Origin of the sequence: Candidatus Lokiarchaeum ossiferum (assembly GCA_025839675.1) — an archaeon.
Lineage (GTDB): Archaea > Asgardarchaeota > Lokiarchaeia > Sigyniarchaeales > Promethearchaeaceae > Lokiarchaeum > Lokiarchaeum ossiferum.
In genome coordinates, this window is sequence record CP104013.1 from 1,311,849 (window position 1) to 1,337,105 (window position 25,257).

Consider the following 25,257-nt stretch of genomic DNA (forward strand, 5'->3'; position numbering starts at 1 on the left):
GCGATTATAATTGGATCTGGATTAATTATTCAATCAATAAGTGATTGGCGAGTGACGAAATCCATACCAATGTTATTTATAGCCTATTTTTGATACGATCAAATTATATCCATTTGATGGATTTTTTTTTGATGATATAAACAAGGTATGAAAAATGAAAAATATACGAAAAGTGCAGGTATCAATAATTTTTATGCTTGTCCTGGTCTCTTCTACAGGTATTGAGCAGGCTCTGGCATTCGATAGTAACTGCACAAATGAAAGTAGAGAAAACGTTAAAATCTCTATATATTATGATCCGAAAGATGATAATATTGCAGATACAGTTAAGAGGTATGAGCAGATCAATTTTACTCCCGATTTACAAATGACATGGTTTGAAATCAGTACTTTTGCTGATTTGAATCGTATGACTAAAACAGATGATAGTATCAAAATATTTGTTTTTCATGGAATAGAAGAAGGATTCCAGATAAATAACGAAGTGATAGAATGGAATAAATTATCAAATTTGCTTAAAAATGATAATACTCAATATAATATATTGATGCAATGTTTTTCGAGTAAAATTGGAATGATTCCAGATAAGAAAATTCTCAGTTATGAAGAAGAAGTTGATATTGAGATAGCATATATAGATTCACTATTCTTCCTTAGCGATTTTATGAGAGGAAAAAATGATCTGATAGGTGAAAAATTATTCAACTTTGCAATAGAGCAGATAGAAGAATTGGGTTATGAATATTTTGAAAGAATAAATAATCCAAAGGAGTCTTTGGGTCTTTCTTCAACAACAATGAATGGAATTGAAAAAAATTTCTATTATATTTGTTGGTTGAAAATGTTTGAACAATTGAGCTATTCCATAGAAAATACATATTATCCCATTTTAAATGAATTTTCACTTTTGCATGATGTCAATGTTGCAAGTTTGCAAGCAGTTGGATTAATTTTTACAGGATTATTTGGAGCAGCGACATTAGGTATCCCAGGTTCAGCAATATTTTCAATATCCACGGCACTTATATCAGCAAGCTTCACTAAAGTTACTGATTATTCAACTACATCAAAATATGAAGATGCAAAAGATAATTTGTTCAACAGTCAAAGTGTGGAAACAGATGTTGATGCCTTATTATCAATTTTACCTGATGATATTGTCGCCAAAATTGGTAAAGTTGTAGTATCACAGGCAATCAAGAGAGATTATGTAAATCTCATTTATGCAGGAATGTTAGATATAATAATGCTAGAATCATTAGAAACTGAACTTGGGAGCACAACTTCTCCAGGAAGATTAGAAAATGATTATGTATTAAAACATCTTAAAGGTACTTCAGGTTTAATGAGCAAAATGAGGGAATTTGTTGATGCACTAAACAACAACTTCGACAATGTTAAAGCAAAAGCATTAAGTGTTAAAAATATCGTTGAAAACATAAATAACGATGAAAACTATTTAAGACTCCCTTCATTCTTGAGTAAGCCTTGGAAGGCATTCTTTCATAACTTAGAAGAAATGTTAGATAATTTTATAGACAATTCTTATCCTATCATAGACAAATTAGGATCGAGTTTTGCTTATCAAGAATTTTACTACCGAATTCATTCAAATTATTGGGATGATAAAATTTGGGTAAGTTATGAAATAAGAAATCCTGGAGGCAATCAAGTTCCAATTGTTAAATATCATGGTAAGTACACGGAAAGTACTCAAGGAAATGTGCATTATGAGGACATTAATTTCTTCACGACATCACAGAACTATATCACACCTGGAAATTCGTTTGCAGGATCTTTTACGATTAATCGAAGGCGATTTGTGTCTGGAGTTTCTGTTCCCCATGTTTTCGATTTAGAGGTAGTAGATTATGACACTAAAGGTACAACATATCGATATGGATATTTTCGAAATGGAGTCCAATATTTTCCGAAAACAAGTTATGCCAGAATAAACTTCAATTTAGGAACTCCTATTACCCAAGTATTTGTTGCGATATCACAAAGAGCTGATAGTTATAGCCGGTATTTCAGAATTAGGGCAAATGGTGCAATTATATTTGAACGAATTGTAGGATCTGGGACATACTATTTCACTCCTGATGATATCAATTTAAATGGAAAATATACCAGTTTAACATTTGAGATCTACTGGGGCGGATACAAATATCAAGGATGGAGCATAGATAAGTTACTCATCGGATCAAAAGGTTAATTTAGTACATATTTTTTGATTTTTTTTATTCTTATTAGCTTGGGACAACTTTCCAGCTTAACTACTAATTAGAATAAAAACTAATTTGGTTATCAACGAATTTTTTCAAATTTTGGCAATTATCCGATTATTAGTTCGTGACCTTCTTTCCAACTGAGATAAGAAAGCTTTTGAATTTAATATATGGATATAGATCGCATCTTCTATGAAAAGTAGTTCGAAATTAGAAGGAGAATACAAAACTCACAAAATATGCATGAATTCTCCATTCATGCAATGAAATTTCATCTCGTAGTTAAAAAGGTAAAAAAAAGAAATTGATTGTTATATGCAAACCAAAAAAAATGAAAATAGTCAATCAGTTATTTTAGATCCAAGTGACATTGATATTGTTATGTCCCATTTGGAATGCTTTCCAGAATATTTATTAGTACTTTTGCAGATATTCATAATTCAAAGCAATTGAATGAATTATGGATCTGAAACTCTCATTAATAGAGTAGAAAAGAGAACGTTTTTTTTGCTTCTTTCTAACAATTCCAGTATCCTCAAGTATTCGTAAATTATACAGTGTAGTACTTCGAGCCATTTTAGTATATTGGGAAATCAATTTTTGATCTAAGGTGTGATATTCTGTTAAAATCTCCAATATGAACCGAGTTGTCGATTTTAAATACAATACACTAGCTTGAACTAATTTAAATGAAGTATCAGGTTTGAAATATACATAAAATTGGTTAAACTTTTGTTCTTTAATTAATTTGGAATCCTTCAAAACGTTTAAATGCCATAGCAGTTGGTTTGGTCCAACATCAATTTTTTTTCGTAAAAAATTCAGATGTAAACCAGGATATATAGATAATAATTTCATAATTTTTAGTCTGATGGAATTAGATAATACATTTAGGGAGATTTTATTATCTTGCATAAATAGATAACCTGCTCGAATATATTTTTCAAGTAAGTTCCGAACATAGGATAAATGATAACAAAAATGTCTAGCAATTTGATGAATTAGAGCATCAAAATATAAAACTTTTTTTTTTGGAAAAATACGTTGAATATATTGAAAAACGGGATTAGTGCTAATATTTGCACGATATACTAAGTAAGATTCATTTTGAAAGGTCATTCGAATAATCACTTATTTAATAATCAAATCTTTTATCTTTCGATTTAGAAAACATCAGATGTTCTCAATAATTTCAATCGTATATCTGGAATATAAAGACATTGTAGAATAAGTACATGAAACAATTTGATTTGTGTATAATATATACATTCTTTCATGATAATTCAATCCCTTAGCGGGTTTCAACCTATAAAATTTTTTAAAAATAATAAAAATAGCATGGTTTTAGGGTTATCCAATTGATCAATTTGTGGATTAATCGGTTCTCTTTACAATTTGATTAGAAATGAAAACCAAGTAGAAAAATTAAATTAAAAAAGGTAAAGACTTCGTTCTAAAATGATATCTTCTGATATTCATGATGAAGAGGGTTTCCAGGGCTTAGGTAAAAGGCATGTTCTTGGAAATCATAAAACCACGACCAGATAGTGCCGAATTTTATGCCCATAAAATCTCCATCTTCATGAATCCCCCCCTTACTATGGCTAAGAGAGCAAAATTCTTTAATTTTGACCGAATTAATTTTACCTTTCTGTTTTGCTAACCATTTCTGAACATTTTCAAACCGAATTGGGCTTGAAACGGGCATTCTTGATTCATCCTGACGATCAATCATACTATCAACAATGATATGATTAGTTTGAATCACATTTTCATCGTTGAATAGATCAACCACGACTCCATCAGGTGTTCCAAGAATTCGAGCAATATTTCGATCTTGATCTACAACAAAGTAATGAAATGCTCCGGTATGGGGGACAGATTTTATATAATTTGCCGCTTCTTGTGCTGTACTGTAATGGGTAAGAACCCATTGGACTAGTAGGTTCATCATGACTCCTGGTATCCATTCCCCATCATAAGTCGCGGCAGCCGTGATACCAATCAGTAATCCCTTTTGATTAATCCCTCCATAGGCACCGCCCCAAAGATCTGTAAAGGAAATAGATTTATTCCCATTGGTAGGTGATAGTATCATTTTTGCCATAATTTTTTCTGACGAATAATCCCAATCATAATTTCTTAACATAAACGGGTGGCCGGTAGCGGAATACTCAGAAGAAATATAAGAGATTGTACAAGAGGGTTTTGGGGGTTCCCAACCATAATTTAATACCAGAGGTAGGACTTTAATCATATCATAATCATAAGATCCCCCTTCTGCAAATCCTTTTAAGAATTCTATCAAATCAGGCGCATAATTTTTGACTTGTTGCTCACATTTTTCTGCAAATTCATAACGATGCATCATATTTTCATCATAGATGGGTGCTTGGAAAGGAGAATGTTTCATAATCATCCCATATTGCTTACCCATTTCATACCAATTTCCAATTAATTCAATTTCAAACATATTATTCACTCATTTTTATCCATACTTATTATATAATCAAGTTAATCAGCCTCAATTCTTGGAAGTTCAATGATTGCAGATTAACTGTATAAATCATGAAAAAGAATCACTCTATATAAATCAAAAATATGATTTTTTTTATATTCATCATATTTAGGCGTATAAATTTTACCTAATTTTCATGAATAATATTCAATTTTTTTAAATATTTTCGTTCACTTCCAATAATATGGATTCCTGTGATGCATTAGGAGAAATGCAAAAACGACTATTTGATGGTGAAGAATTCATAATTCCTTTAAGTAAAGCCATTTCACACCCATTTCGCTATAAAATCATGATTTTTCTTTATTCCAAAGCGAGATCATTCCAATATTTGGAGCAAAAATTGATTATTGGACGGACCGCCCTTTCAAATCATTTAAAGCATCTACTCGATGCAAAGTTGATTCGAAAACCAGAACGAGGACATTATATTTCTACAGAAAATGGGAAACTTTTTCTAAAAATATTTTTAGATTACTATAATAAAATTAAAGTAAAAGAATTAAATAAAGCGAGAGAAATTCAGCAATTATATAAACCTAAATATCAAAAAGCGGGTGAATTCTTTTCCTTTCACGTTTCAAACCCTGCAATTTATCACCAAAGCTGGTTATCATTTTTAGGAGCCTTTCTGGGAGTTTTGAAGTCCCATAACGGAAAATGGGAATTATATGAACTGGGAGGAATGACAGGTTATTTTTTTATAACAAATGTGGCGAATAATCTCTTATGCCCATCTGGTCCAACCGCATTAAGCAAATACATTTGGGAATCTATGAATAAGCAAGTTGAATCATTAGGAATTCATATCCAGCACTATTTGGATCTTGTTAGTTATCCTTCGAATGAACAATTATCCCCAAAGGATCATTTGCGAGCCTTAAAATTTAAAAACTGGGTAATCGATCAATTGAAAACTACAAAAAATCCCATTATTGCATGGGGAATTCCAATTCCGGAATTTGGAATCATCAATGGAATCCAGAATAACCAATATATTTGTAGTACATTTCGCCACTTAATCAATATGGAAGATGATCCTGTTTTTTTTGAACACCTTCAGGCACCAGGTGGTTTATGGGGATATTCTCTTGAAATTCAAGAACACTTTGGACAAGAAAAATATAAGGAGGAATGGGATTTAAGCAGCTTAAAGTTAGGCCTTAAGTTTAATACAGAAACTCCAGCAACAGAAGGATACACCAATGGTATACAAGCATATTCAGAATGGGCACAAAATTTAGAATCATTAAGCCATACCGAGAGTGATTATCATGGAAATAGCTATGTAGGGGCGTGTTTATGTGAACAAAAAGCGGGATTAAGTAAATATTTGCAAAGTATGAGTGATCGGTATTCTGGTAAACCCCAAGCCGAATATCTACATCTTGCGGCTAAAGAATATCAACAAGTGGCAGATATCCTACAAAAATTCACTCAAATTTTTCCTTTTTCTTTGAGGGGATCATTTTCAAATAGTGATAGAAAAAAGGGTAGCGGATTGTTACGTTCAATTCCACCTTTTGAAGAGGAGGCTTTAAAGTATTTACGAAATGCGATAAAATTCTGGAATTTAGAATAAAACCCATCAAAACATAGGGAGCAATTTCTGTAAAGAATCACACCATTACATGGTAATTGAATCATTAGAAGATGCACTCCATTTTTTCTTCGATTCTCTTAATTCTATTAACCCATTGTTCATTAAGTCGATTCTTTTTTCACCATGACTCGGAAAAAAGGCACACAGTAAAAATCGGACTCAATTTATTTATAATAGAAAGATGTATTAATTTTAATATGAAAATATTGGCTATAATTAGCAGTCCCCGAAAAAAGAATACGTATCAGGCCATAAAAACCATTGAAAGCATGCATAAAAAGAGGTATGATTGCGAATACGAATATCTGTTTTTGCATAAGGTCGATCTAAAAGGATGCATTGGGTGTCATCTCTGCTTAACAGAGGGAGAAGATTCTTGTCCTTTGAAGGATGATAGGGATATGATAATCAGTAAAATTGAAGCCGCCGATGGAGTGATACTGGCCAGCCCCAATCACACGATGAATGTAAATTGGCGAATGAAAAATTTTATCGACCGGTTTTCATATTTAATGCACAGACCTCGCTATTTCAATCAACGGTTCATGATTCTGATTACGAGTGGGAGTTATCAAGGGATTAAAGGAGCATTGAAGGCTCTTGCGCCAATGGTCTCAGGGGGGAAAATCATTAGTAAATTTGCAGTCACGAACTCTCCCGGTATGAATGATAAGAAAAGAAAAAAGCAAGCAAAGAAATTACAAAATGAGGCAAGAAAATTTATAAAAAAAATGAAAAAACCTTTTATTCATAATCCTCCGTTTGGCTACCTGATTTGGTTTTCGGTCTTTAAAGCAATGACCAAAGAAACTGGAAAAGACTCTCCCGCTGATTTTGAATATTATTCTACGAAAGAATACTTTGTCAAAACGGATCTCTCAAAGGGTCAGCGGTTGATTTTAAAAATATCCATAGCAATATTTGGATTTCTAATTCGGATTGGAATGATATAATTCTTTTTTTATTCATTAATTTCCAAGGTATTTTTAAAAAATAATGCACTTGACCGTTTGAAATGTCAGATAATTTGAGAACAAATCACTTGAAATATTCTCCCAAGGGACATTAGGATCGATAAACAGGAGAAAATTGCGGATTAAAAGATGGGCAAGATGATCCAATCCTTCTGCAAAAGTTTATCTCATCTACAAGCGATGATGTCAAAGTTAAAAACCCGATCTTGGGGAAAAGTAAAAAATTTGTCATTCCATTGAGCAATATCGGGCGCTTGAAGTGGATTAGGCATTTCCATCTCCATCATAACAATCCAACAAAAATGAGAGATATAGTTCACACCCTTTAATATAAATTTTTTAATGGAAATCTCTTTATTATACAAAAAATAAATGTAAGGATATGCTCCCGAAATTGATTAATTTGGAGAAAATTCTTCTAGAGGTTATGAACCCCATTAGAATTCAGATTTTACAAATTTTAAATGAAGAAGATCAGAATCTATCCAAGCTAGCTACAAAAATTGGGCTAGTATCTAATTCGGAAATATCAAGACACCTAAGTCGATTGGGAGAACAATCTTTAATACGAAAAGAAAGAGAAACAGGAAGATACTATCAAATAACAGCCTTTGGAAAAGCAATAATGAATTCTTTAGATAATTTTGTATTTCTTTCAATAAATTCAGATTATTTTACTGATCATTCAATTGCAGATATTCCTCTTTCACTACAGAGTCAAATCTCTGTTTTGCAAAATGCCGAAATTATTTCTGGAACAGGGAATGTGATGCACAAAATAAAAGAATTCATGGAATTACCTATAAAAAAATTACGTATCATTGTGGATTCAGGATATCCTTTTCTAAATACTGAGGCAGAAATTTCAGTAATCGTCCCTGAAAGTATGAATACAACGGAAAATCAGGAGGATCCTAGTTTGAAATCATTTAAAATTGGATTATTGCCATCCGTACCAATAACTATGGCACTATGCGATTTGGAAATCGGTATTATCGCTTTCCCAAGAGAAAGTGAAAACAATCCAGATGTGTCAAAATGTTTCTATATTCAAGATCCCCAAGGAATAAAATTTTTGGAGCAAATTTGGGTTTTTTTTTGGGATAAAGCACAAAAAATATCAAATTAGATTTAGTATTTCATAACATCCCGTAATTATTGCTCAAACCAAAAGTATTGGATATGACCGAAATTTTATTTATTAACCCTCCACCAGTCATTCATTTATGCTTAAACATATGCAACGTATGAAGAAATGGTATTTTTTGCAGATTTTGCTTGCAATATTGACACTTTTTGCTTCTCTTGGAGGATTGTTCCTTTCTGATTTATATTCAGATTCTGATTCTATTATTGCTCAAGCAATAGGACAAGATTGGGTCACAGCCTTTTTTGTGATTCCATTGTTTATCCTTGGATTGGTTAAATCCAAGGGTGGGTCAATTCATGGGACAATTATTGTTATAGGATGTCAATTATATTTAGTTTATTCATATTTGTTATACATCTTCATGGGAAATTATAACATGTTCTTTCTATTGTACACCCAAATTGTTGCAATTAGTTTCTACTCCCTATTAAAATTCTGCTACAATCTCGATTTTGAAAAATTAAAATCGAATATAGATCCAAATATGCCATTCAAAATGCTCGGATGGTACCAAATCTTAATTGCGTTGACGTTCTACTTCTTGTGGATGCAAGAGATACTAAATAGTTTGATTTTGAATTATTTTCCAGCGATTGACATGGAAGATCAAAAAACGATAATTGCAATGGATTTGTGTTTTCTTTTACCATTAATCATCTCTTCTGCGATTAAAGTTTTAAAACGAAATATAATTGGAATATTTTTAAGTGGGGTGATTTTAATCAAAGGGATTACCTTAGGATTAGCGGTTATATGTATGGGCATTTTTGAATATACAATGAATCAAGCGACTTTCAACATAACATGGTATATTTTTATAGGGATAACTGCAATCTGTACGATAATGATAGTTTATTACTTCAAACACATTCATCCCATCCCAAAATAGCCCAATAATTTCCTTTTTTCTATTATTGAAAAATTCTAATATTGAGAAGTTACAAAAAAGGGAATTTTGCCCAATTTACATGGAAATTCTCCATTTACGATATTTGGATATAAAAAATTAAGTAACATACATCATTTCATATTTAGATATAACAGAATTTAGAGTAGGTCTGACATTTCGATTAATGGAATAGATTATCGATCGATGAACATCGCAGCCTTAGGAAGAATAGGACGCGGAAGTTATTTGAGTAATCGTAAACCTCGCCTATCTACGAAATATGGGCATCGAATCGTTCGACATCCAGAATATTTAATGTATATATTATTTTTTGTAAGTTTTCCCTTCATCACCTTGAATTTATAGTTTCTTTTACTACTTCCAGGAATTTGGGCGTACTATTATTTTACGAAATCAGAGGAAATCTATTTAATGGAAGAGTTTGGTCAAGAATACATTGATTATAGTAAAAAAGTAGGTAGATTTATTCCAAAAATATGGTTACGTAAGAAACAGTAAATTTGGTCAAAATATTCAAGACATCTGAAGATTGAAAAAAAATATTTCTTACCCACAAGTCAACCTCATCTAAAGAGCCTATTTGAATTGTTCCTACGGCTGAAATTTAAACGCGACAGGATAGTGATTTAAGAAATCATGATTGTTTTCCAAATAAGAGTTAAAAATTGAATAAAAAAAAGATCGGAAAAACCATATTTAATGGAAAGATCGGTTTACTTAATCCCAAATGATATCTTTCTTTTTGGCGGTTTTGATGCCAACAACATGCAAGCCAATTAAGATAAAGGGGGAGGCAGTAATTCCAATGAAGCCAAGGGTGAAAGAAAGCCCAAGAACAATAATTAGGGTTGCGAGCCAGACCCCCAATCCCCAAAAACCCCATTTGAGACAATTTTTTCCACTTTGAGGTCTTTGTAGAATGGCAAACAAAAAGGCAAAACACCAACCTAAGACAGGAATAAGGAAACTGAGGATTATGGTTGCATTTGACGGTTTTCGGAGAGCTATTTGTTCCGGAGTCAATGTTCTTCTTAAGAAATAATCTTCTTCGGCAAAATTGATAACATAATTAACCTTGTTGGATGCAGGATTCAGGACCTTCTTTCGATGGCGCAATTCAAAGTAGGCTAATCCAAAACCCACGGTAAGGACGAACACAATTATTTGATTTAAGTGGGAATAGAAGATATTTCCTGTGTGAAATTGAAAATCAAGGTTGTCAATTGGGAAGGGAGAATTATAGGTTAAGCCAATGGTCAATGTTGGATAATTGTTAGAAACGACTAAACTCGCGGAAGTTTTGTACCAACTGGGAGCTTCAAATCCTAGATCCCCGAATTCCGAATCAAATAAAATCGAATCAGGCATGCTAGTTGAAGCCATATAGTTTTTCGCCCAGGGACCTCGAAAATCGAACCCTCGAAGTTTGTCATACACGATCCCACGCCACATCTCATCCGTCATTCGTGAATCAATACCTACTTGAAATTCATAATAGGAAAAGACGGGTCCCACAACAGCCATAGTTCCTCCGTCCCAACCAGGGACAATAGCAACAATATGCTCAAATAACCCCGTGGCAATTTCTAAAACTTTCTGGGTAGCAGTATCAGTGTGAATATCAGCAATCAACGACACGTGACTGTTAGGTTCTTTACTTAGTGCGTTATACCCATAATCGATATTGGCTAATAAATCCGTTAACCACCCATGGGCAGTATAGCCACTATAGAAATCAAAGGTTCTGAAGAACACCGATTGGAGAAATTCCTGCTGTTCGGCAGACAAACTCCGTTGTTCCAACTCATTTTGCGCAATGGAAGACAACATAATCAATGCATCTATCAATTGGGAAGCCCCTTCGTCAGTTTCGGAATATTGAATTGGAATAGAATTTTCCACAAAGTTTATCCAAGCGCTATATTCGGAAACCATTCTGGCCAATTTTTGATAAAATTCGGGGTAAGGTTCCACATACCCCGCGGGAGTAGAGCACATAATCCCTCCAGAACCTTGTTGAATATACAGGATCATATCATGCTTTAGTTGCGCCCAAGAACCTAAGATGGTGGTCATTTGTTTATCTTGCCATATGGGACTAGCCATAAACTGAGGAATTACAATATTGGACGTGTTCGCCATTTTGGGTTCGGGCGAGGCGATTTCTTGCAAAGAGTCATACCACCGCATAGTAATGGAAGCGTTAGAGGATTCAGTCCAATTTTCCTTCGCTTCTCTCAAATCTAACAATTTATCTTGATAGGGAGAATCTAATCGATTAAGGGCATGATCTGAATCCATTACGATGGCTGCAAATTCTAATCCCGAAGGAAAGGCTTTCCCTTGTATATAGGGATTTACCATTTGGTTGAGAAGATAGGTATCCATTTGTAATCGTTCTCCAATAAAATGAAACGTTTTTGGGTCCATATTAAAGGATTCCATCGCTTTTGCAATTAGGCCAGTCCCCAAGGGATGAGTAATAGATTGATTAGATAGAATTGCTTGGCGTATAGTTTCAAGAGAACCGGTAGAAACATCGGTAATGTTGTTTTGATCTAGAGTCATCCAGTTCTGTGTTTCGCCAAGTAGATCAGGAATAGTCACAGAATAGGATTTTCCCACCACTTTATCTAAAAACTGATTAAAGGTTGTATAGATACCTAAGCTATCTAGGGTAGAACTTTGCTGGTAATATTTACTGTAAGTAATTTCACTATTTTCAACTAACCAAGAAAGAATTAGGGCAGAATGAAACATATCTTCTTCTTCTCGTTTTAATAAGGATTTTGTATTATACTCATCAAAATAGAATGGAATTCGGGCCAACCACTTGAATAATCGAAAGTATTTTTTTAGGGTCTCTGAATGTGTATAATGGCCTCGGGGCATATATTGACTGTAATCATCAATAAATCTACATTCGTAGTCAGAGGATAAGGAAGAAATAACTTGGGCATAAGGAGTATTCCCCATGATCAAATCATAGATCTTCTCCGCTGCAGACTCTACTTCTGGAAGTTGAGAAGAATAATCTTCCCCAATTATTTTCAAAGCTGTAGTCAAATAGATTCGTACATCTTGAATGGCGAGACTTGCTGTAACGGGAAATTCTGTTTTTGAAAAACTTTCACTCATTAGATCATGCATATTCAAAATCATTTTGCTTAAACTTTCAAAGAAGAATTGTTCTTCTAAATCTTCCAAGCGTTCATCAAATAACAAATGCCAGATATGAAGCATCATATCACTGGTGATCATGATTGGAAGGTCTTCTTCCCAATAATAAATAAAGGCATCTAAAATATCATCAGTCGCGAGTTTATTTAATACAACAAATTGATTTTTTTCGAGTAAATTTCTTTCTGCTTCATTCATATCTAAGCTGTTATTAATTAGCTCCATATATTGAGCATTCGATGAAGCGGCGTTCACAGGTAGGAAAAAAAAAGATCCTATTGTAACTCCTATCAGCATAAATACCACGATTTTGTCCTTCTTGAATTGTAACCACATATTTTGAGTCTCCTTTGGGTATAAGAATAAAATGAAATTACAGTCTATATAAATTTTATAGAAAAACCTTCAGCATTTAACATCGTGCTCTAAGTGAGGTAAGAATCTCATAAAAAATGCAAAGAAATGTTTCGATATTTATTTGAGAAAAAATAAAAAAATGGATTACCCAAATCCCCTATTCACTTCGTTTTGATACCGATCGAGCATATATTTAACACAAGTACCAGAAATATTCAAATTATGCAGTCATGATATCTGAATTGTAGTCAGTATTTATTCGTTTCTTAAACCGCGGTGTTGGTAGTGTTAGTGGTTGGAGGATTTGTTACTTCCTGCGAATGCACTTCTTCTGGTTGATTCACAATTTTAATGGTGTGAACTTGTCCGAAGATGCTACTGAGAAAGATCACAATTAGACCGAGCACTCCAGCCCCTAAGTAAGTGGATGAAATACCAATTAAATCACCAAAATAACCTGAAAGTAACACTCCAATCGGGGCACCAATCGCACTTATGGTTGAATCAATGGATATAACTCGCCCATGAGCTTCTTTTGGAGTGGACCGTTGCAGATACGTGAGATAAATAGTATTTATAATTGGAAGGAAGAAAAACATTACAAAGAAGTTCACAGACATTAACCAAAAGGTGCCAAGGGGAATTATTTTCAGCAACACGATACCAAAGAAAATTACAACACATCCCCCAATCATCCAAAAACCACCTTTCTTCCACTCTTTCTTTGCACTCATTACCAAGGCACCACAAAGCATCCCAATTTGTGAAACAATCCCGATAATAGAAAATATCATAGCAGAACCTCCATGATCGTTTCGGATAAACAGGAGAAGTAATACATTGATAGGTTGAAGCGCTACATTCGTAAATAGGGAAATTATCATTAAGGAGAAAAGCACGGGAGTCTGACGAATAATTTGAAAGCTTTCTTTATAATCATCTGTGAATGTTTTCAACCGATGCGTTTTTTTGTCAGGTTCAACTTTGACTTCCCGTACTAGAGTGGGGATCTTAATACCAAACAAAAATATTGTGGCAACGAACCAGGTGGCAACATCGATCCACATAATATTTTGTAATGTCCAAAGTTCTACTATCAATGCAGCCAGTAAAGATCCGATGATTTTCACTCCAAATTCCGTTAAAAATTTGAGACTATTGATTTGACTGAGTTTATTTTTGGGAACGATTTGTGTGGTGGAAGCTTGAAGGGCATTTCGATGAAAAACGCCGCCAATTGATCGAACTGCATTGAGAATGATAATTCCAAGTATGCCAATGCCTCCAAAGTGCATTAAAACTATCATCAGAACTGTGACGATAGCTTGAAAAACATCAGCAATTATCATGATAATTTTGCGATTAAAACGATCGGTAAAAAATCCCGCGAGGGGGCTTAATAGAATCTGCGGAAGCAGTAATAGCAAATATGAGAGAGTAACCATTTGTGTATTCGTATTCAATCCGGTAATCCACCAGATAACAGCAAAAGCTACAATTTCACTACCTAAAATGGAAAGTAATTGCCCGCTCCACATTAACCAAAATTTTCGAACCGAGGTAAGTTTTGAATCGTCAGTATTGATGGGTGTATTCATTATGATCACTTAATATGTAGTTGAAAAAAATAATACACATCAAATATATAAAGCTTTTGCAGTTTCATTTTAGTTAATAATGATATAAGAACTTATTTTCATGAACTCGTTTTCAGTTTCATTTGCAATTATATGAAAAAGAAGAAATCCAGTTTGATTGGAGTTTCTTGATAAACTGAGCAATTATTGCAGACAATTGTGTTTTGTCTTTACTAATATCAATAAAATTTCAATTAAACAACGATTTAGTTAGTAGAATACAATTTTTTTATGAAATTTCGTCAATTTTATACACAATCAATTCAAATCAAGAATAAATATTAAGAATAAAAAAAATTAGAAATGAGAGAGTTTTCGTTTCCATATTATAACTATAATTACACTTGAAAATAGAAGGATCAACGCTCCAGAGAATCCTGGAATAGTTGAGCCAAAAGGATTATCTGAAGAGGATGTAGAATCCGTAGATGTGACTTCGGAAGTCGTTTCAGATACCGTAGAAGTAGTGGTATTCATGGGAGGGTACGAATCAGATAAAACTTCGACATTCAATTGAAAACTCGCTATATCACCGTCATCATCTGTCACAGTTAAGGTAACAAGGAATAATCCAGTTGCACTATAAGAATGGGACGGATTTTGGAGATTCGAGGTTGTTCCATCGCCAAAATTCCACGAATAGATCAACGGTGATATTCCTCCACTCGAAATATCGGTAAAATACACGGTTTCTCCAGTATTGACAGATTGCTTGGAACAGGTAAATTCACTGACCAAATTTGGAGTAAAAATGTTATCATGAATATTATTCCCACTCCCCTCATCAAATATGAAATTTTGCTCATTTTTAAGAAGATGATTCTGAAATACCATATTATTGGAGGATGTTTCACTCAGAAACATACCCCAATTTTTATTTTTAGCAACCAAATTCTTAGAGATACTGTTTTGAGAAGCCATAATCATGATACCACCATAATCATTATGTAATATATTATTTCCCGTAATATTACAATCCCAATTACCCGCTAAAAGAATTCCCATACCCAAATTGAAACTGATATTATTATTTGACACTCTAATGAGGTATTCCGAAGTTAGGCTAATTCCATCAATAGTATTGTGTTTCATCACATTATTGTCCACAATACATCTAGAGGAATAAAACAATTTTATGCCACTATTTGAATTATTCTCAAAAGAATTCCCAATCACGGTACTAAAAGAGGAATTGCCAAGAAAGAGCCCATCTTTTAAATTTAACAAAACCGTATTATCGATCACCGAGCAATTTGGAGAGAGATAAAGACGAATTCCGAAGAAATAGTTGTCGGAAACAATATTTCCAACAATAGTGCAATTAGCAGATTCCAGAATTTCGAAACCATCACCAGAGTTTCCAAATACAGAATTTTCACTTACGGTGCAATTGGGTGATTTTTCTAAATGAATGGCATCAAGATTGTTATTTGAAATTACGTTGTCTATAATTGAGCAATTGGGCGATTGTTCCAAAAAAAGGCCATATACTGAATTATGTGAGATTGTATTATTAATAATATTACAAAAAGGGGCAACACCAAGCTTAATTCCAGATTGTGTATTCTGAAACACTTCATTTTCAGTGAAATTACAATTAGATATCATGGTAAAGGAAATCCCATGACTATTACCAAATAGTTCATTTCTAACAAACGAACAATTGTTTAAGTACCAGCCTTCTAACCCCCCATTAGTATTGTTACCAAGGATATTATTTGAAACAATACAGGTGGATGTTTCATAAAGACGGATACCTGGTAAAAAATTTAGTTGATTGAAATTTTCACTTAAGGTGCAATTTGAAGAATATGATAAATTAATCCCCCATTGGGCATTTTCAGAAACATTATTCTTTAGTATGGAACAATTGGTTGAATAGTAAAGTGAGATACCCGTGTGCGAATTTTCAATTATTGTGTTATTAATTATAGTTATATTAGAAGAATAAGAAAGAGATATTCCAGTGTTCGCATTAGTAATGGTACAATTTCGAATGTTAGCATATTTAATGGAATTAGAGATTTTTATTCCTGTAGTTCCAGCTCCATCAACAGTTAAATTAGCAATAACATATGGATTTGAAAAGGTGCCATCACCAGCTATGTCTGGGATTACGGAAATCCAATTATCATGGTCAATTGAAATGGGACCAATACTACTTTTGGGAGTAATTTTTTGAATGGGAAGCGAATTCAATGAAAAATTTTCTTCATTAGGGAAGGATTCGCGACTACTAGATATTTCTTTTAAAGATAAGCCTTCCAGTCCAATGATTAGAGAGGAAAGAAGAATAAAGCCAAAAAGGAAAGCTGTGGGGTTTTTTTTGTTTTGTGATATCATTAGAATTTAACTCTTTTAACAATGTATGGATATTAGCCGCTTCCTTTTTATATTTCATGAATTAAATTAAAACATATCAGCACTATTAAAGACAATATTGAATGTAATACACATAATCTACATTTGATGAAGATTTCATGATATTTATGAGACTATTTCTCTTGGTTATCATCGCTAAAACTAATCAATTCATTCGATTTTTTAATAAAACAACTAATTTAAGCTAGTTTGATGAAAGAAGAAAAAATTAAAATAAACATTAGTTCTGAACCGGTTATTTATGGATTTACTATTATTCGACAGGATTTCCGTGTTCATCGAAGAATTTATTCTTTGCTTTACTTGCTGTGAGAATTCTGATCATAATCTTGAATGCTGAAAGAAAATAAATGTTTTTTCCGGACCCTTTAACTTTTCGAATCCTCGGAACTAAATAATCTGCAATTGTCTTAGGTTTTTCTGCTAAAACATTTAAACGTTGTTTTGATTTTAGATCGGGAGTGACTTTTAATAGCATGTCTGTTAAAACTATTCCTGGTCTGAGATCATGAATGCCAATTCTTTTAGAAAGGTTTTTGGTCTCCAACAGTAGGGTTTTTTTGATTATGGGAATCGCCGATTTTGAGGTGACATAAGGTAATAAATTGGCAGTGGGCCTTCCATGAGACCCAGCACCTTCCATATTGAATATATGCCCAAATCCTTGATCAATCATAATTTTTAGAACGGCTCTACAGCACAATAGCGTTCCGATAACATTCGTCTCAATAATACTCCTTATTTGGGAAACATCTAAATCAATTAGAGGCGCTCGCTTATTACCAGCGAGTCCTGCATTATTGATCCAAATATCGATTGTTCCGAATTTATTAACTGCAAATGAAATCAATTGCTCTATATCCTCGGCTTGAACAACATCACATGGGATTCCAAAGACATTTTCTGGACCATAAATGTTTTCAAATTCCGCGACTGTAGAGTCGATGGCATCTTGTGATCTTGAAGAGATAATTACCTTATCACCAAAATCCAAGAATTTCTGTGCAAGGGCTTTTCCTATCCCTTTTGAACTTCCCGTAATAACGACATGCATTTTTTTTCACCTAGTTTTTAGTTTTTTTTTTATTTTTCAATACTTTTTTTTATCTCAAGATTTAGTAAAAAACTTGCTAAGTCTCTAACTCATTATTTAAGAATTCTAAAGATGAACTTAAAAATTCCTTAAGATTTAGGAATTGAGTAATAATTTTTACCATACGATTGTACCCACTTCTTGCTTGCAATTGAGGTGCTCTCTCACTTAGTTCTTTCAACCAGTCTTCCATGGTCGGTATCCATTTAAAATAACTCTGGATTGATTCACGTAGAAAATAGAAATGAGAATAGGAAACTGATTCCATTTGATAATAGTATCTTCTTTCATTTGGCTTTTTAAATCGAGAAATTACACCCAATTCAAGAAGGTAATTTAATCCAAGAGAGATCGCCCCAGCGGACATCCCAGTAAAAATTTTGGAATCATGATTTACTGATTCAAAGTGCAATGTAATTTCCCTTAATGATTCTTGGGTAAGTTCTTCATACAAGATGAAAAAAATGAATAATACCCTATAGTCAGATTTCAAATTCATATATTGCAAAGAATTAGCAAGATATTGAATAATTTCAGAAATAAAGGTGCAAAAATCACCACTGAAATGAATATTTTTCCTTTTTTGTTGCTGAACTTTTTTTGGTTTAGAAACAGGAAGTTTCAGGAGAGCACTGATATTTTTTACATCCTGTTTATGACAATCAATCAGTTTTTCTAATCGGGAGAAAGCAAAGGAAGGATTTGGTCTATATGAGGACAATTTTGTCTTTGAAAATGGTGAAATCTCCATAGTTTGAAAACATTCAATTTTTTCTGAAAGGAATGAAATGGTATGACGAGAATTGATTACTGCTAGTTGAAAGGAGTTAAGTACTAACTTCTCAACATCAGAATTAATCTGATAAATAAATTTGTTTTTTGCACCAAGGACTTTTGAGCAAGTGATCCCAATCTTTCTTTCTACTAATTCACTAAGAATTTTTGATATTAGACCACTTGAAATCCCTTTTTTTTTATGATTCTCAAAGTAGAGATTGGAAAGGGTTTTAAAATCAGATTGAGTGAGAGATTCGTGAATTAATAAGTAGGCCAAGATATGGGATAAAACGGAGCTTCTACCTCTTACAATACCCGTATCAACGTAACAATCAATGAATTTTCGTTCGAATAATCGAATTTCGGGATCAAACACAATATTATCTCGAATTTCAGTAGTTTTTTGGTTTTCTTCTTTCAATTTGGAAAATCTCCATTAATTGGTTGACATAAACAGGTGGTGCAATTCTTGTATTGTTTTATACACTATATTCTTAATTTAATTAACTATTTGAGACATATAAAAGTTTGCAATTTTCATGAAATATGAAAGTTTATAATAACTATTTTCTATAGATACTAGAATACATTCAATATTCATGAAATATGAATGTATAGTAATCTTATAAATAGAGTAGATTATCAATGATTGAAAATAAAAAAAACTATGAGTATACACGGGAACTTTTCATGAGGGAACGTGCGTATTATCGGATTCCAGGGGTGAATGTATTTTTTCACCTCAAAATTAGAGGACAAATTCAAGAAAATCAAATGAAACTAGGAATTAAAGCGGTGCAAGCGAGACATGTTTTACTTCGCTGCAAAATTATAGAAGACGAACAATTTAACCCTTATTTTACTACAGAATCATGTGGAGAAATTGAATTAAAAAGTATTATTCTTAAGGAATCCAATGATTGGTTCGGAATTATGGCAAAAGAGTCAATAACTCCGTTTGAATTCGATAAACGACCGCTAATTCGCTTTATTCTTGGAACAAAAAAAGATATTTCTAATGAAACAGAAATTTTGATAGTTTGTCACCACTGCATTTGTGATGGTCTCTCATTAGGATTTCTCACACGGGATCTAATGCAAAGTTTGGCAATTCCACCACATCCTCTTGAAATTCTCGCACCTCCTGCGGGAATCAACATTCATAGTATTCCTGAAGAGATTAAACCTCAACGACTACTCGCTTTACTTATCAAAAAAATGAATAAAAAATGGCAAACACAACGAATCCAGTTTGATCAGGAAGATTTTAGAAACTTATTTGATGGTTTCGCAAGGAAATACAACCCTTCCATAATTTATTGCCAGGTTCCAAAAGATATTACAAAAAAAATAATAAGACGTAGCAAGAAAGAAGGTATTACTATCAATACGGTCATCCTTACAGCAATACAATTTGCTTCATCACAAATTCAGAGAGAACGAAAAAAATCTCTTAGAGAAGTCACGATGGCAGTAGGAGGGCGACACATTCTTCAAGGAAACTTGAAAGAAACATTTGGATTTCATGCGATAAGTCTGAAAGCAAAATTTCGTTATGAAAATAAAAAAGATTTCTGGGATAATGCTCGAATTTTCCATCGGATTCTACAAAAAAAATATGATCCCCAAAATTTACTCTCTGTTATGAAAACTAGCATTAAGATTAACCCAGAGATAGCTGATGCCATGCCCTATAAAATTCTTAGTTCAACGGTCCCTTCTGGATATTCCCGCTATGAAAAATTATCCAGTTTTGGTAAACGAAAAGATTTGTTTTCAAAATTCATTAAAAAATCAATTACAAAGTCTCTGGGTGCTCACTTGATTCTTACTAATATTGGAAATTTGGATTTTCAAGTTCATTATGGAGATTTAGAGCTTGAAGAGATCTCTTTTATACCTCCACCCAGTGATGCATTTGAAAAAATTCTTGGTGTGGTAACCTTCAATGGAAAGATGAATCTTTGTTTACGATTTTCAGAATCCAATGTAAACCGAAGTATCATAAAAGATATCCTGAATCTCGCAGTAGTAAAATTAGCGGAATAGATAACTTTTTTTAGATTTTTCTTTTATTCTATCACGTCTGTTCTATTTAACTACCGTATTACATCTTCTAGGAATAAAAGTCGCAAAAGTTGTCCCTTCAGTCAAAAAAATGCATCCAATCAACCTAAATTGAATTGGTGAAACTTGGGGGATGTTTAGATCCACCTTCACTATGAAATCTAACTGCAAATTGATATTATATAGTCAAAAATAAGATCTTGAAACCCAACCGTTTTGAAATTTTATTCTTGCTTCAAAATTATTTGATATACTCGTTTTACTTAATACGGTAGAACGAATAACAATAATTTGTAGATTCTTTGAGGACAAATCAGTTTAACGATTCTCATCATGGGCATTGGGATAAATAAATTGGAGAAAATTCCGAATTAACAAATATGCAAGGTGATCCAATTCTTCTGGGAAAGTTTCAATTTCTTCTAAAAGACGAGATTTTAATTCACTATCTTGAGGTAAGTCGAGAAATTCATCAGCCCATTGACCAATATTGTGAGCTTGAAGTTCCAAATAAACCTTCAAATGCCAGAAAAGTCAAATCCCTCGATAAAAATTAGGGAGATCGGTTCAAGATCTGGAATCAAAAACATGAGTCAATAAAAGAAGGATACAAAATACTACAGAAGTCCAACCAATGAGAAAGTAAGAATGAAGAACTCCAATATACTCGATTTCAAGGTAAAAAGTGGTAATCAAAGGAGCCAAAATTTTTGCAAGATATTGAGCATTCACCCCCCATCCATTAAGGGTACCTTGTTTTGCAGGAGGAAATTTTTTTGCTAGATTTAGGGCAATGATCGGCTTGATGCTCAATAGAAAAATAATCTGGATCCCCATAAACACAAACATAATCCAAAATTGATTTAAGAATGGAAATAGGAAAAATAACAAAACCATTCCTAAATTAGCGAAGAGAAACACCTTTTTTTCCCCGATTTTGCGAAGCAACGGCTTAAAAATCACGCCAGTGAACACCAACATTTCGATCCCGACTAAAAGATACAAAAAACCGATTTCCTCCGCCCCAACACTAAAACGAAGGTCCAAATATATCGGTAAAGACGAATTAATTGTTGAAAAAGCCAAATTCACCAAAAAAATCTGCAAAAGGATGAGGAAGGTTTGAATGCTTAGCTTTGATTTTTCGGGATACTTGTTATTTTCGGGGTGGGAAAGATGCCCAGCATAAGAAGGAGATAAGGTTTTTTCCCTGAAAGGACGAGTATCAGGCAAAAATTTAAAAGTTAGAATAATGGAGCAAGCCCCCAAAAGGGCTGCCAAGAGACATGGAACCATCCAATTAATCGAACCAAGAAAACCACCCAAAGCAGGTCCAACAATGATTCCCAGAGACACCCCAAAAAATAATTGTCCCATTTTTTGACGCCGTTCTTCGGGGGTGGTGACATCAGCAAATAAGGCTTTAACAATTGGAGCTTGCCCTCCAAAGATACCATCCAAGATACGACTTATAAACAACATTGAAATATTCGTCGATACTGCAAGTAAGGCAAAAGATATCACTGTCCCAACTTGGGATAAAAGTAACGGTTTAATTCGCCCACTCTTATCACTCCATTTTCCCCACAGCGGAGAAAAAATCATCGTCGTAACTGCATTCATGGAAATAATAAGACCTATGGTGAAGGGGGATGCCCCCAGATGTGTGGCAAAACTTGGTAATAAGGGTAAAACCATGGAATATCCGGCTGTATCCACAAATAAACACAAGGATAAAGTAAAAAGAGCCCATTTTTGATTCATCAAAGAGGGAGAAAGGGGAATTTTTGAGATGTTTGATCTAATCCGATCAAAAATCCCTTGGTTTTGGGAAAACTGATCTATTTTTTTCATCTGATTCCATCCAGTCCGGAATTTTAAGTAAATAAAAAAAATCAAGCGCGTGCGATAATCTCCACAATCCCCAAGGTGCCGTTTACCTTGACAAAATCACCTGTATTTAATTCTATTGTTGCATCATTCGTCCCGACAACAGCAGGAATCCCCAGTTCACGAGCTACAATAGAAGCATGGGAGAGAGGTGCACCGATATCAGTTATGATTGCGGCTGCACGGGGAAAAAGCAAAGTCCATCCAATATTGGTCGATTTTGCGACAAGAATTTCTCCAGGTTGGAAAGTATCACCTTCTTCCACACCGTTCAAGACTCGAACACGCCCTTCTCCCACACCCGATGACCCAGAAAAACCAGTTAGGTGAGATCTTTTACTCATATATTCGACACCGTTTGAGATGGATCCAATTTCATCTTCGTCTGAATAGAAATCAGTTCTTCGTTGTGGATTGCTGTGCCATGCTTCAGGATCGAATTTTCCACAAATATACACCGGATAGGGATGAAGAGCATTATACTTGGCATGAGTTTTTTTTCGGGCAGGTATATACTGGAGCGAACTCTCATTGCCAGAAAGGATCTCAAGCATTTCATCAATCGTGAGGTAGAACAGATCTTCTCCCAATCCTGTAATTTCGCCAACTTTCAGTGCAAATTTTCGAAGAACAAATCCAAAACGAACCGATTCAGATCGCATTTTTTCGCGCATTCTACTATTGCTAGCAATTTGGAGGAGATCTTTATGCATTTTTTTTGCTATTTTAGGAAATTCGGTTTGAAATTGCTTTAAAACAGATTGATATCTTTGTTTTTGATCTTCCATCATTTTTTCTACATCTATGTTGGATCTCTTAAATTCGGCAAGTTGCTTGTCTAACCACTTAGGATCTTCAATGGGCCGAGGAGTTGAAATATCACCTTCATGAGCACTTCGATGTCCATAGTTATACAAATATTCTTGACGAGACAACGTCCCCTTGATTACACGCGATAGTCCAACTATAGGACCCATGCTATCTAGCAATTCGGTATCACTACTGAGGTTGGATATTAAAATCGTGGCGTTTTCCTCCCCCACAATTTTTTTCAGTTTGGTCCGCAGTTTAGAAGTATGTTCCATGCTTTTTGAGGACGGTCCAAGCATCATCCATCGTATCTTTAGAGCCCAAGGGAAAAATTCTTCCAACCAAAAATCCTTTAATTTGTCTTTTGTGTCTAGTTGGGGTATTTTCTCAAAGAATCCTGCACAAATTTTTGGTACTAAAGGAAAATTTATAGAATAGTTTTTGGTAGCCTTCGCTTTATTTTTTTTGATAGATTTCGCATTTTTTGCGAGCATTTTAATTAGGGTAAGTTTAGAATAGGGGAGCGTGGGCATAGACATTCCCTTCGGTACCTTTCCGAGCATTTCGGAAAATTCTTCTGCTGCTTTCTCAGGATCTTTTCCCATGATCTTAAACATTGTCAACATATAACTAATATTGAAATACAATCGTCCACAAATATTTCCAATGGGAGCAATTCCGGGAATAATTCGGACCAAGTCGATAAATGATTTTTGCATGTAAGACCATGAAAAGGGAAGGACTATATCTTCCATGCCTTCTCCAGTATTATTGGAAGTCCACAAATATCTAGCCCCCATCGAGTCATTCCACTCCCCAGTTATTGGATTATAAGATTTTAAAGTGGAAATTGGACGAGATTGGAGGATAAAAAGCGAATTATTTGCCACTGCCCATTCAATATCCTGGGGAAAAGCTAATTGAAGTTCAATTTTCACCGCCAGTTTAAATAGTTTTTTGCCCATTTTGGCCATTTCAGCAGGACCTTTGTACTCACCCTTAGGTTTTGTTAGATGAAAAACATCAGGATTCACATCACCAGAGACCAATTTCTCCCCCAACCCGCGAGTATAATTACCCACCATCAAGGAGCGATCTGCAGAAATGGGATCAGCAGTAAATAAAACCCCTGAAACTTCAGCAGGAACCATCTTTTGAATCACCACCGCAATTTGGTGTTCTTTATCAATTCCCTTTTCTCTACTATAAGTTTGCACCCTTGCACTTAATCGTGAAGTGAATACAACCCCAATGGCATCCCATATTTCTGTAAGTGATTCCACGTTTAACACAGTTTCAAACTCACCCGCAAAGGAAGCCAAATCCGAATCTTCACTCAGGGCAGAAGATCGTACTGCGAAGTTGCTTACACCTTTCAATTTTTTAAAATGTTTGAGTTTAATTTTTACTTCTTCCCAAGCGTCAGGTCTCAATCCATCGGAATTAAAGCTTTCAGGAAAGACGATAAGACCTGGAGGCACAGGATACTTTAATTGATATAACTTTGCTAACATACCGCCTTTTCCCCCAGCGGAAATAAAATCTTGCTCGGATAACTCACTAAATTCTTTACAGAATGATACCATTTTCTTCAAATTATTTACCATATTTTTTACCTTCTCTGATCGATAAAAATATTGTGATTTTTCAAATTTTATAAATTTATGAAATTCAACACATC

General features: G+C 33.9%; 17 protein-coding genes. 7 read left to right on the forward strand and 10 right to left on the reverse strand.

What is annotated here, in order from left to right; translation table 11 throughout:
• Positions 1 to 154: 154 nt before the first annotated feature.
• On the forward strand, positions 155 to 2,215 hold the full coding sequence (locus NEF87_RS05270) for a hypothetical protein (RefSeq protein WP_457918964.1): 2,061 nt from the start codon (positions 155 to 157) through the stop codon (positions 2,213 to 2,215).
• Positions 2,216 to 2,642: 427 nt separating this feature from the next.
• Here the strand turns inward: NEF87_RS05270 and NEF87_RS05275 are convergent, their stop codons facing one another.
• Together NEF87_RS05275 and NEF87_RS05280 are read right to left on the reverse strand one after the other, a co-directional pair.
• Complete coding sequence (locus tag NEF87_RS05275) at positions 2,643 to 3,347, reverse strand: hypothetical protein (RefSeq protein WP_457918965.1); 705 nt, start codon at positions 3,345 to 3,347, stop codon at positions 2,643 to 2,645.
• A 334-nt stretch (positions 3,348 to 3,681) separates the two neighbouring features.
• Positions 3,682 to 4,701, reverse strand: a complete 1,020-nt coding sequence (locus tag NEF87_RS05280) for a C45 family autoproteolytic acyltransferase/hydolase (RefSeq protein WP_457918966.1) — start codon at positions 4,699 to 4,701, stop codon at positions 3,682 to 3,684.
• Positions 4,702 to 4,930: 229 nt separating this feature from the next.
• On the opposite strand from NEF87_RS05280, the gene NEF87_RS05285 reads away from it, so the two are divergent.
• The 5 genes from NEF87_RS05285 to NEF87_RS05305 all read left to right on the forward strand — a co-directional run bounded on the left by NEF87_RS05285 (position 4,931) and on the right by NEF87_RS05305 (position 9,728).
• Positions 4,931 to 6,328, forward strand: coding sequence for a hypothetical protein (locus tag NEF87_RS05285; RefSeq protein WP_457918967.1), 1,398 nt, complete (start codon positions 4,931 to 4,933; stop codon positions 6,326 to 6,328).
• 218 nt (positions 6,329 to 6,546) lie between these two features.
• Positions 6,547 to 7,302: a flavodoxin family protein gene (locus tag NEF87_RS05290; protein WP_457918968.1), complete on the forward strand. Its 756-nt coding sequence runs from the start codon at positions 6,547 to 6,549 to the stop codon at positions 7,300 to 7,302.
• 448 nt (positions 7,303 to 7,750) lie between these two features.
• Positions 7,751 to 8,452 carry an ArsR family transcriptional regulator gene (locus tag NEF87_RS05295; RefSeq protein ID WP_457918969.1) on the forward strand — a complete coding sequence of 234 codons (702 nt, stop codon included), beginning with the start codon at positions 7,751 to 7,753 and terminating at the stop codon, positions 8,450 to 8,452.
• Positions 8,453 to 8,549: 97 nt separating this feature from the next.
• Positions 8,550 to 9,362 (forward strand): hypothetical protein, encoded by an 813-nt coding sequence (locus tag NEF87_RS05300; RefSeq protein ID WP_457918970.1) that lies wholly within the window; start codon positions 8,550 to 8,552, stop codon positions 9,360 to 9,362.
• Between the two features lie 204 nt (positions 9,363 to 9,566).
• The gene (locus NEF87_RS05305; protein ID WP_457918971.1) at positions 9,567 to 9,728 is read left to right on the forward strand and encodes a hypothetical protein; all 162 of its coding nucleotides are present in this window, start codon (positions 9,567 to 9,569) and stop codon (positions 9,726 to 9,728) included.
• A gap of 372 nt (positions 9,729 to 10,100) precedes the next feature.
• Here NEF87_RS05305 and NEF87_RS05310 read toward each other — a convergent pair whose 3' ends face one another.
• The 5 genes from NEF87_RS05310 to NEF87_RS05330 all read right to left on the reverse strand — a co-directional run bounded on the left by NEF87_RS05310 (position 10,101) and on the right by NEF87_RS05330 (position 19,230).
• Positions 10,101 to 12,899: a DUF3160 domain-containing protein gene (locus NEF87_RS05310; RefSeq protein WP_457918972.1), complete on the reverse strand. Its 2,799-nt coding sequence runs from the start codon at positions 12,897 to 12,899 to the stop codon at positions 10,101 to 10,103.
• A gap of 287 nt (positions 12,900 to 13,186) precedes the next feature.
• Positions 13,187 to 14,518 (reverse strand): MFS transporter, encoded by a 1,332-nt coding sequence (locus NEF87_RS05315; protein WP_457918973.1) that lies wholly within the window; start codon positions 14,516 to 14,518, stop codon positions 13,187 to 13,189.
• Between the two features lie 336 nt (positions 14,519 to 14,854).
• Positions 14,855 to 16,900 carry a Loki-CTERM sorting domain-containing protein gene (locus tag NEF87_RS05320; protein ID WP_457918974.1) on the reverse strand — a complete coding sequence of 682 codons (2,046 nt, stop codon included), beginning with the start codon at positions 16,898 to 16,900 and terminating at the stop codon, positions 14,855 to 14,857.
• Between the two features lie 292 nt (positions 16,901 to 17,192).
• The gene (locus NEF87_RS05325) at positions 17,193 to 17,993 is read right to left on the reverse strand and encodes an SDR family oxidoreductase (protein ID WP_457918975.1); all 801 of its coding nucleotides are present in this window, start codon (positions 17,991 to 17,993) and stop codon (positions 17,193 to 17,195) included.
• 76 nt (positions 17,994 to 18,069) lie between these two features.
• Positions 18,070 to 19,230, reverse strand: a complete 1,161-nt coding sequence (locus NEF87_RS05330) for a hypothetical protein (RefSeq protein WP_457918976.1) — start codon at positions 19,228 to 19,230, stop codon at positions 18,070 to 18,072.
• Between the two features lie 224 nt (positions 19,231 to 19,454).
• Here NEF87_RS05330 and NEF87_RS05335 point away from each other — a divergent pair, with 224 nt between their 5' ends.
• Positions 19,455 to 20,858, forward strand: a complete 1,404-nt coding sequence (locus NEF87_RS05335) for a condensation domain-containing protein (RefSeq protein WP_457918977.1) — start codon at positions 19,455 to 19,457, stop codon at positions 20,856 to 20,858.
• A 336-nt stretch (positions 20,859 to 21,194) separates the two neighbouring features.
• On the opposite strand, the gene NEF87_RS05340 is transcribed toward NEF87_RS05335, so the two are convergent.
• Genes NEF87_RS05340 through NEF87_RS05350 form a run of 3 tightly spaced genes read right to left on the reverse strand, consistent with a single transcriptional unit; the run spans position 21,195 to position 25,183 of the window.
• Positions 21,195 to 21,398, reverse strand: coding sequence for a hypothetical protein (locus NEF87_RS05340; RefSeq protein WP_457918978.1), 204 nt, complete (start codon positions 21,396 to 21,398; stop codon positions 21,195 to 21,197).
• A 45-nt stretch (positions 21,399 to 21,443) separates the two neighbouring features.
• The gene (locus NEF87_RS05345; RefSeq protein ID WP_457918979.1) at positions 21,444 to 22,730 is read right to left on the reverse strand and encodes an MFS transporter; all 1,287 of its coding nucleotides are present in this window, start codon (positions 22,728 to 22,730) and stop codon (positions 21,444 to 21,446) included.
• 41 nt (positions 22,731 to 22,771) lie between these two features.
• Positions 22,772 to 25,183 carry a PEP/pyruvate-binding domain-containing protein gene (locus tag NEF87_RS05350; RefSeq protein WP_457918980.1) on the reverse strand — a complete coding sequence of 804 codons (2,412 nt, stop codon included), beginning with the start codon at positions 25,181 to 25,183 and terminating at the stop codon, positions 22,772 to 22,774.
• Positions 25,184 to 25,257: the final 74 nt, after the last annotated feature.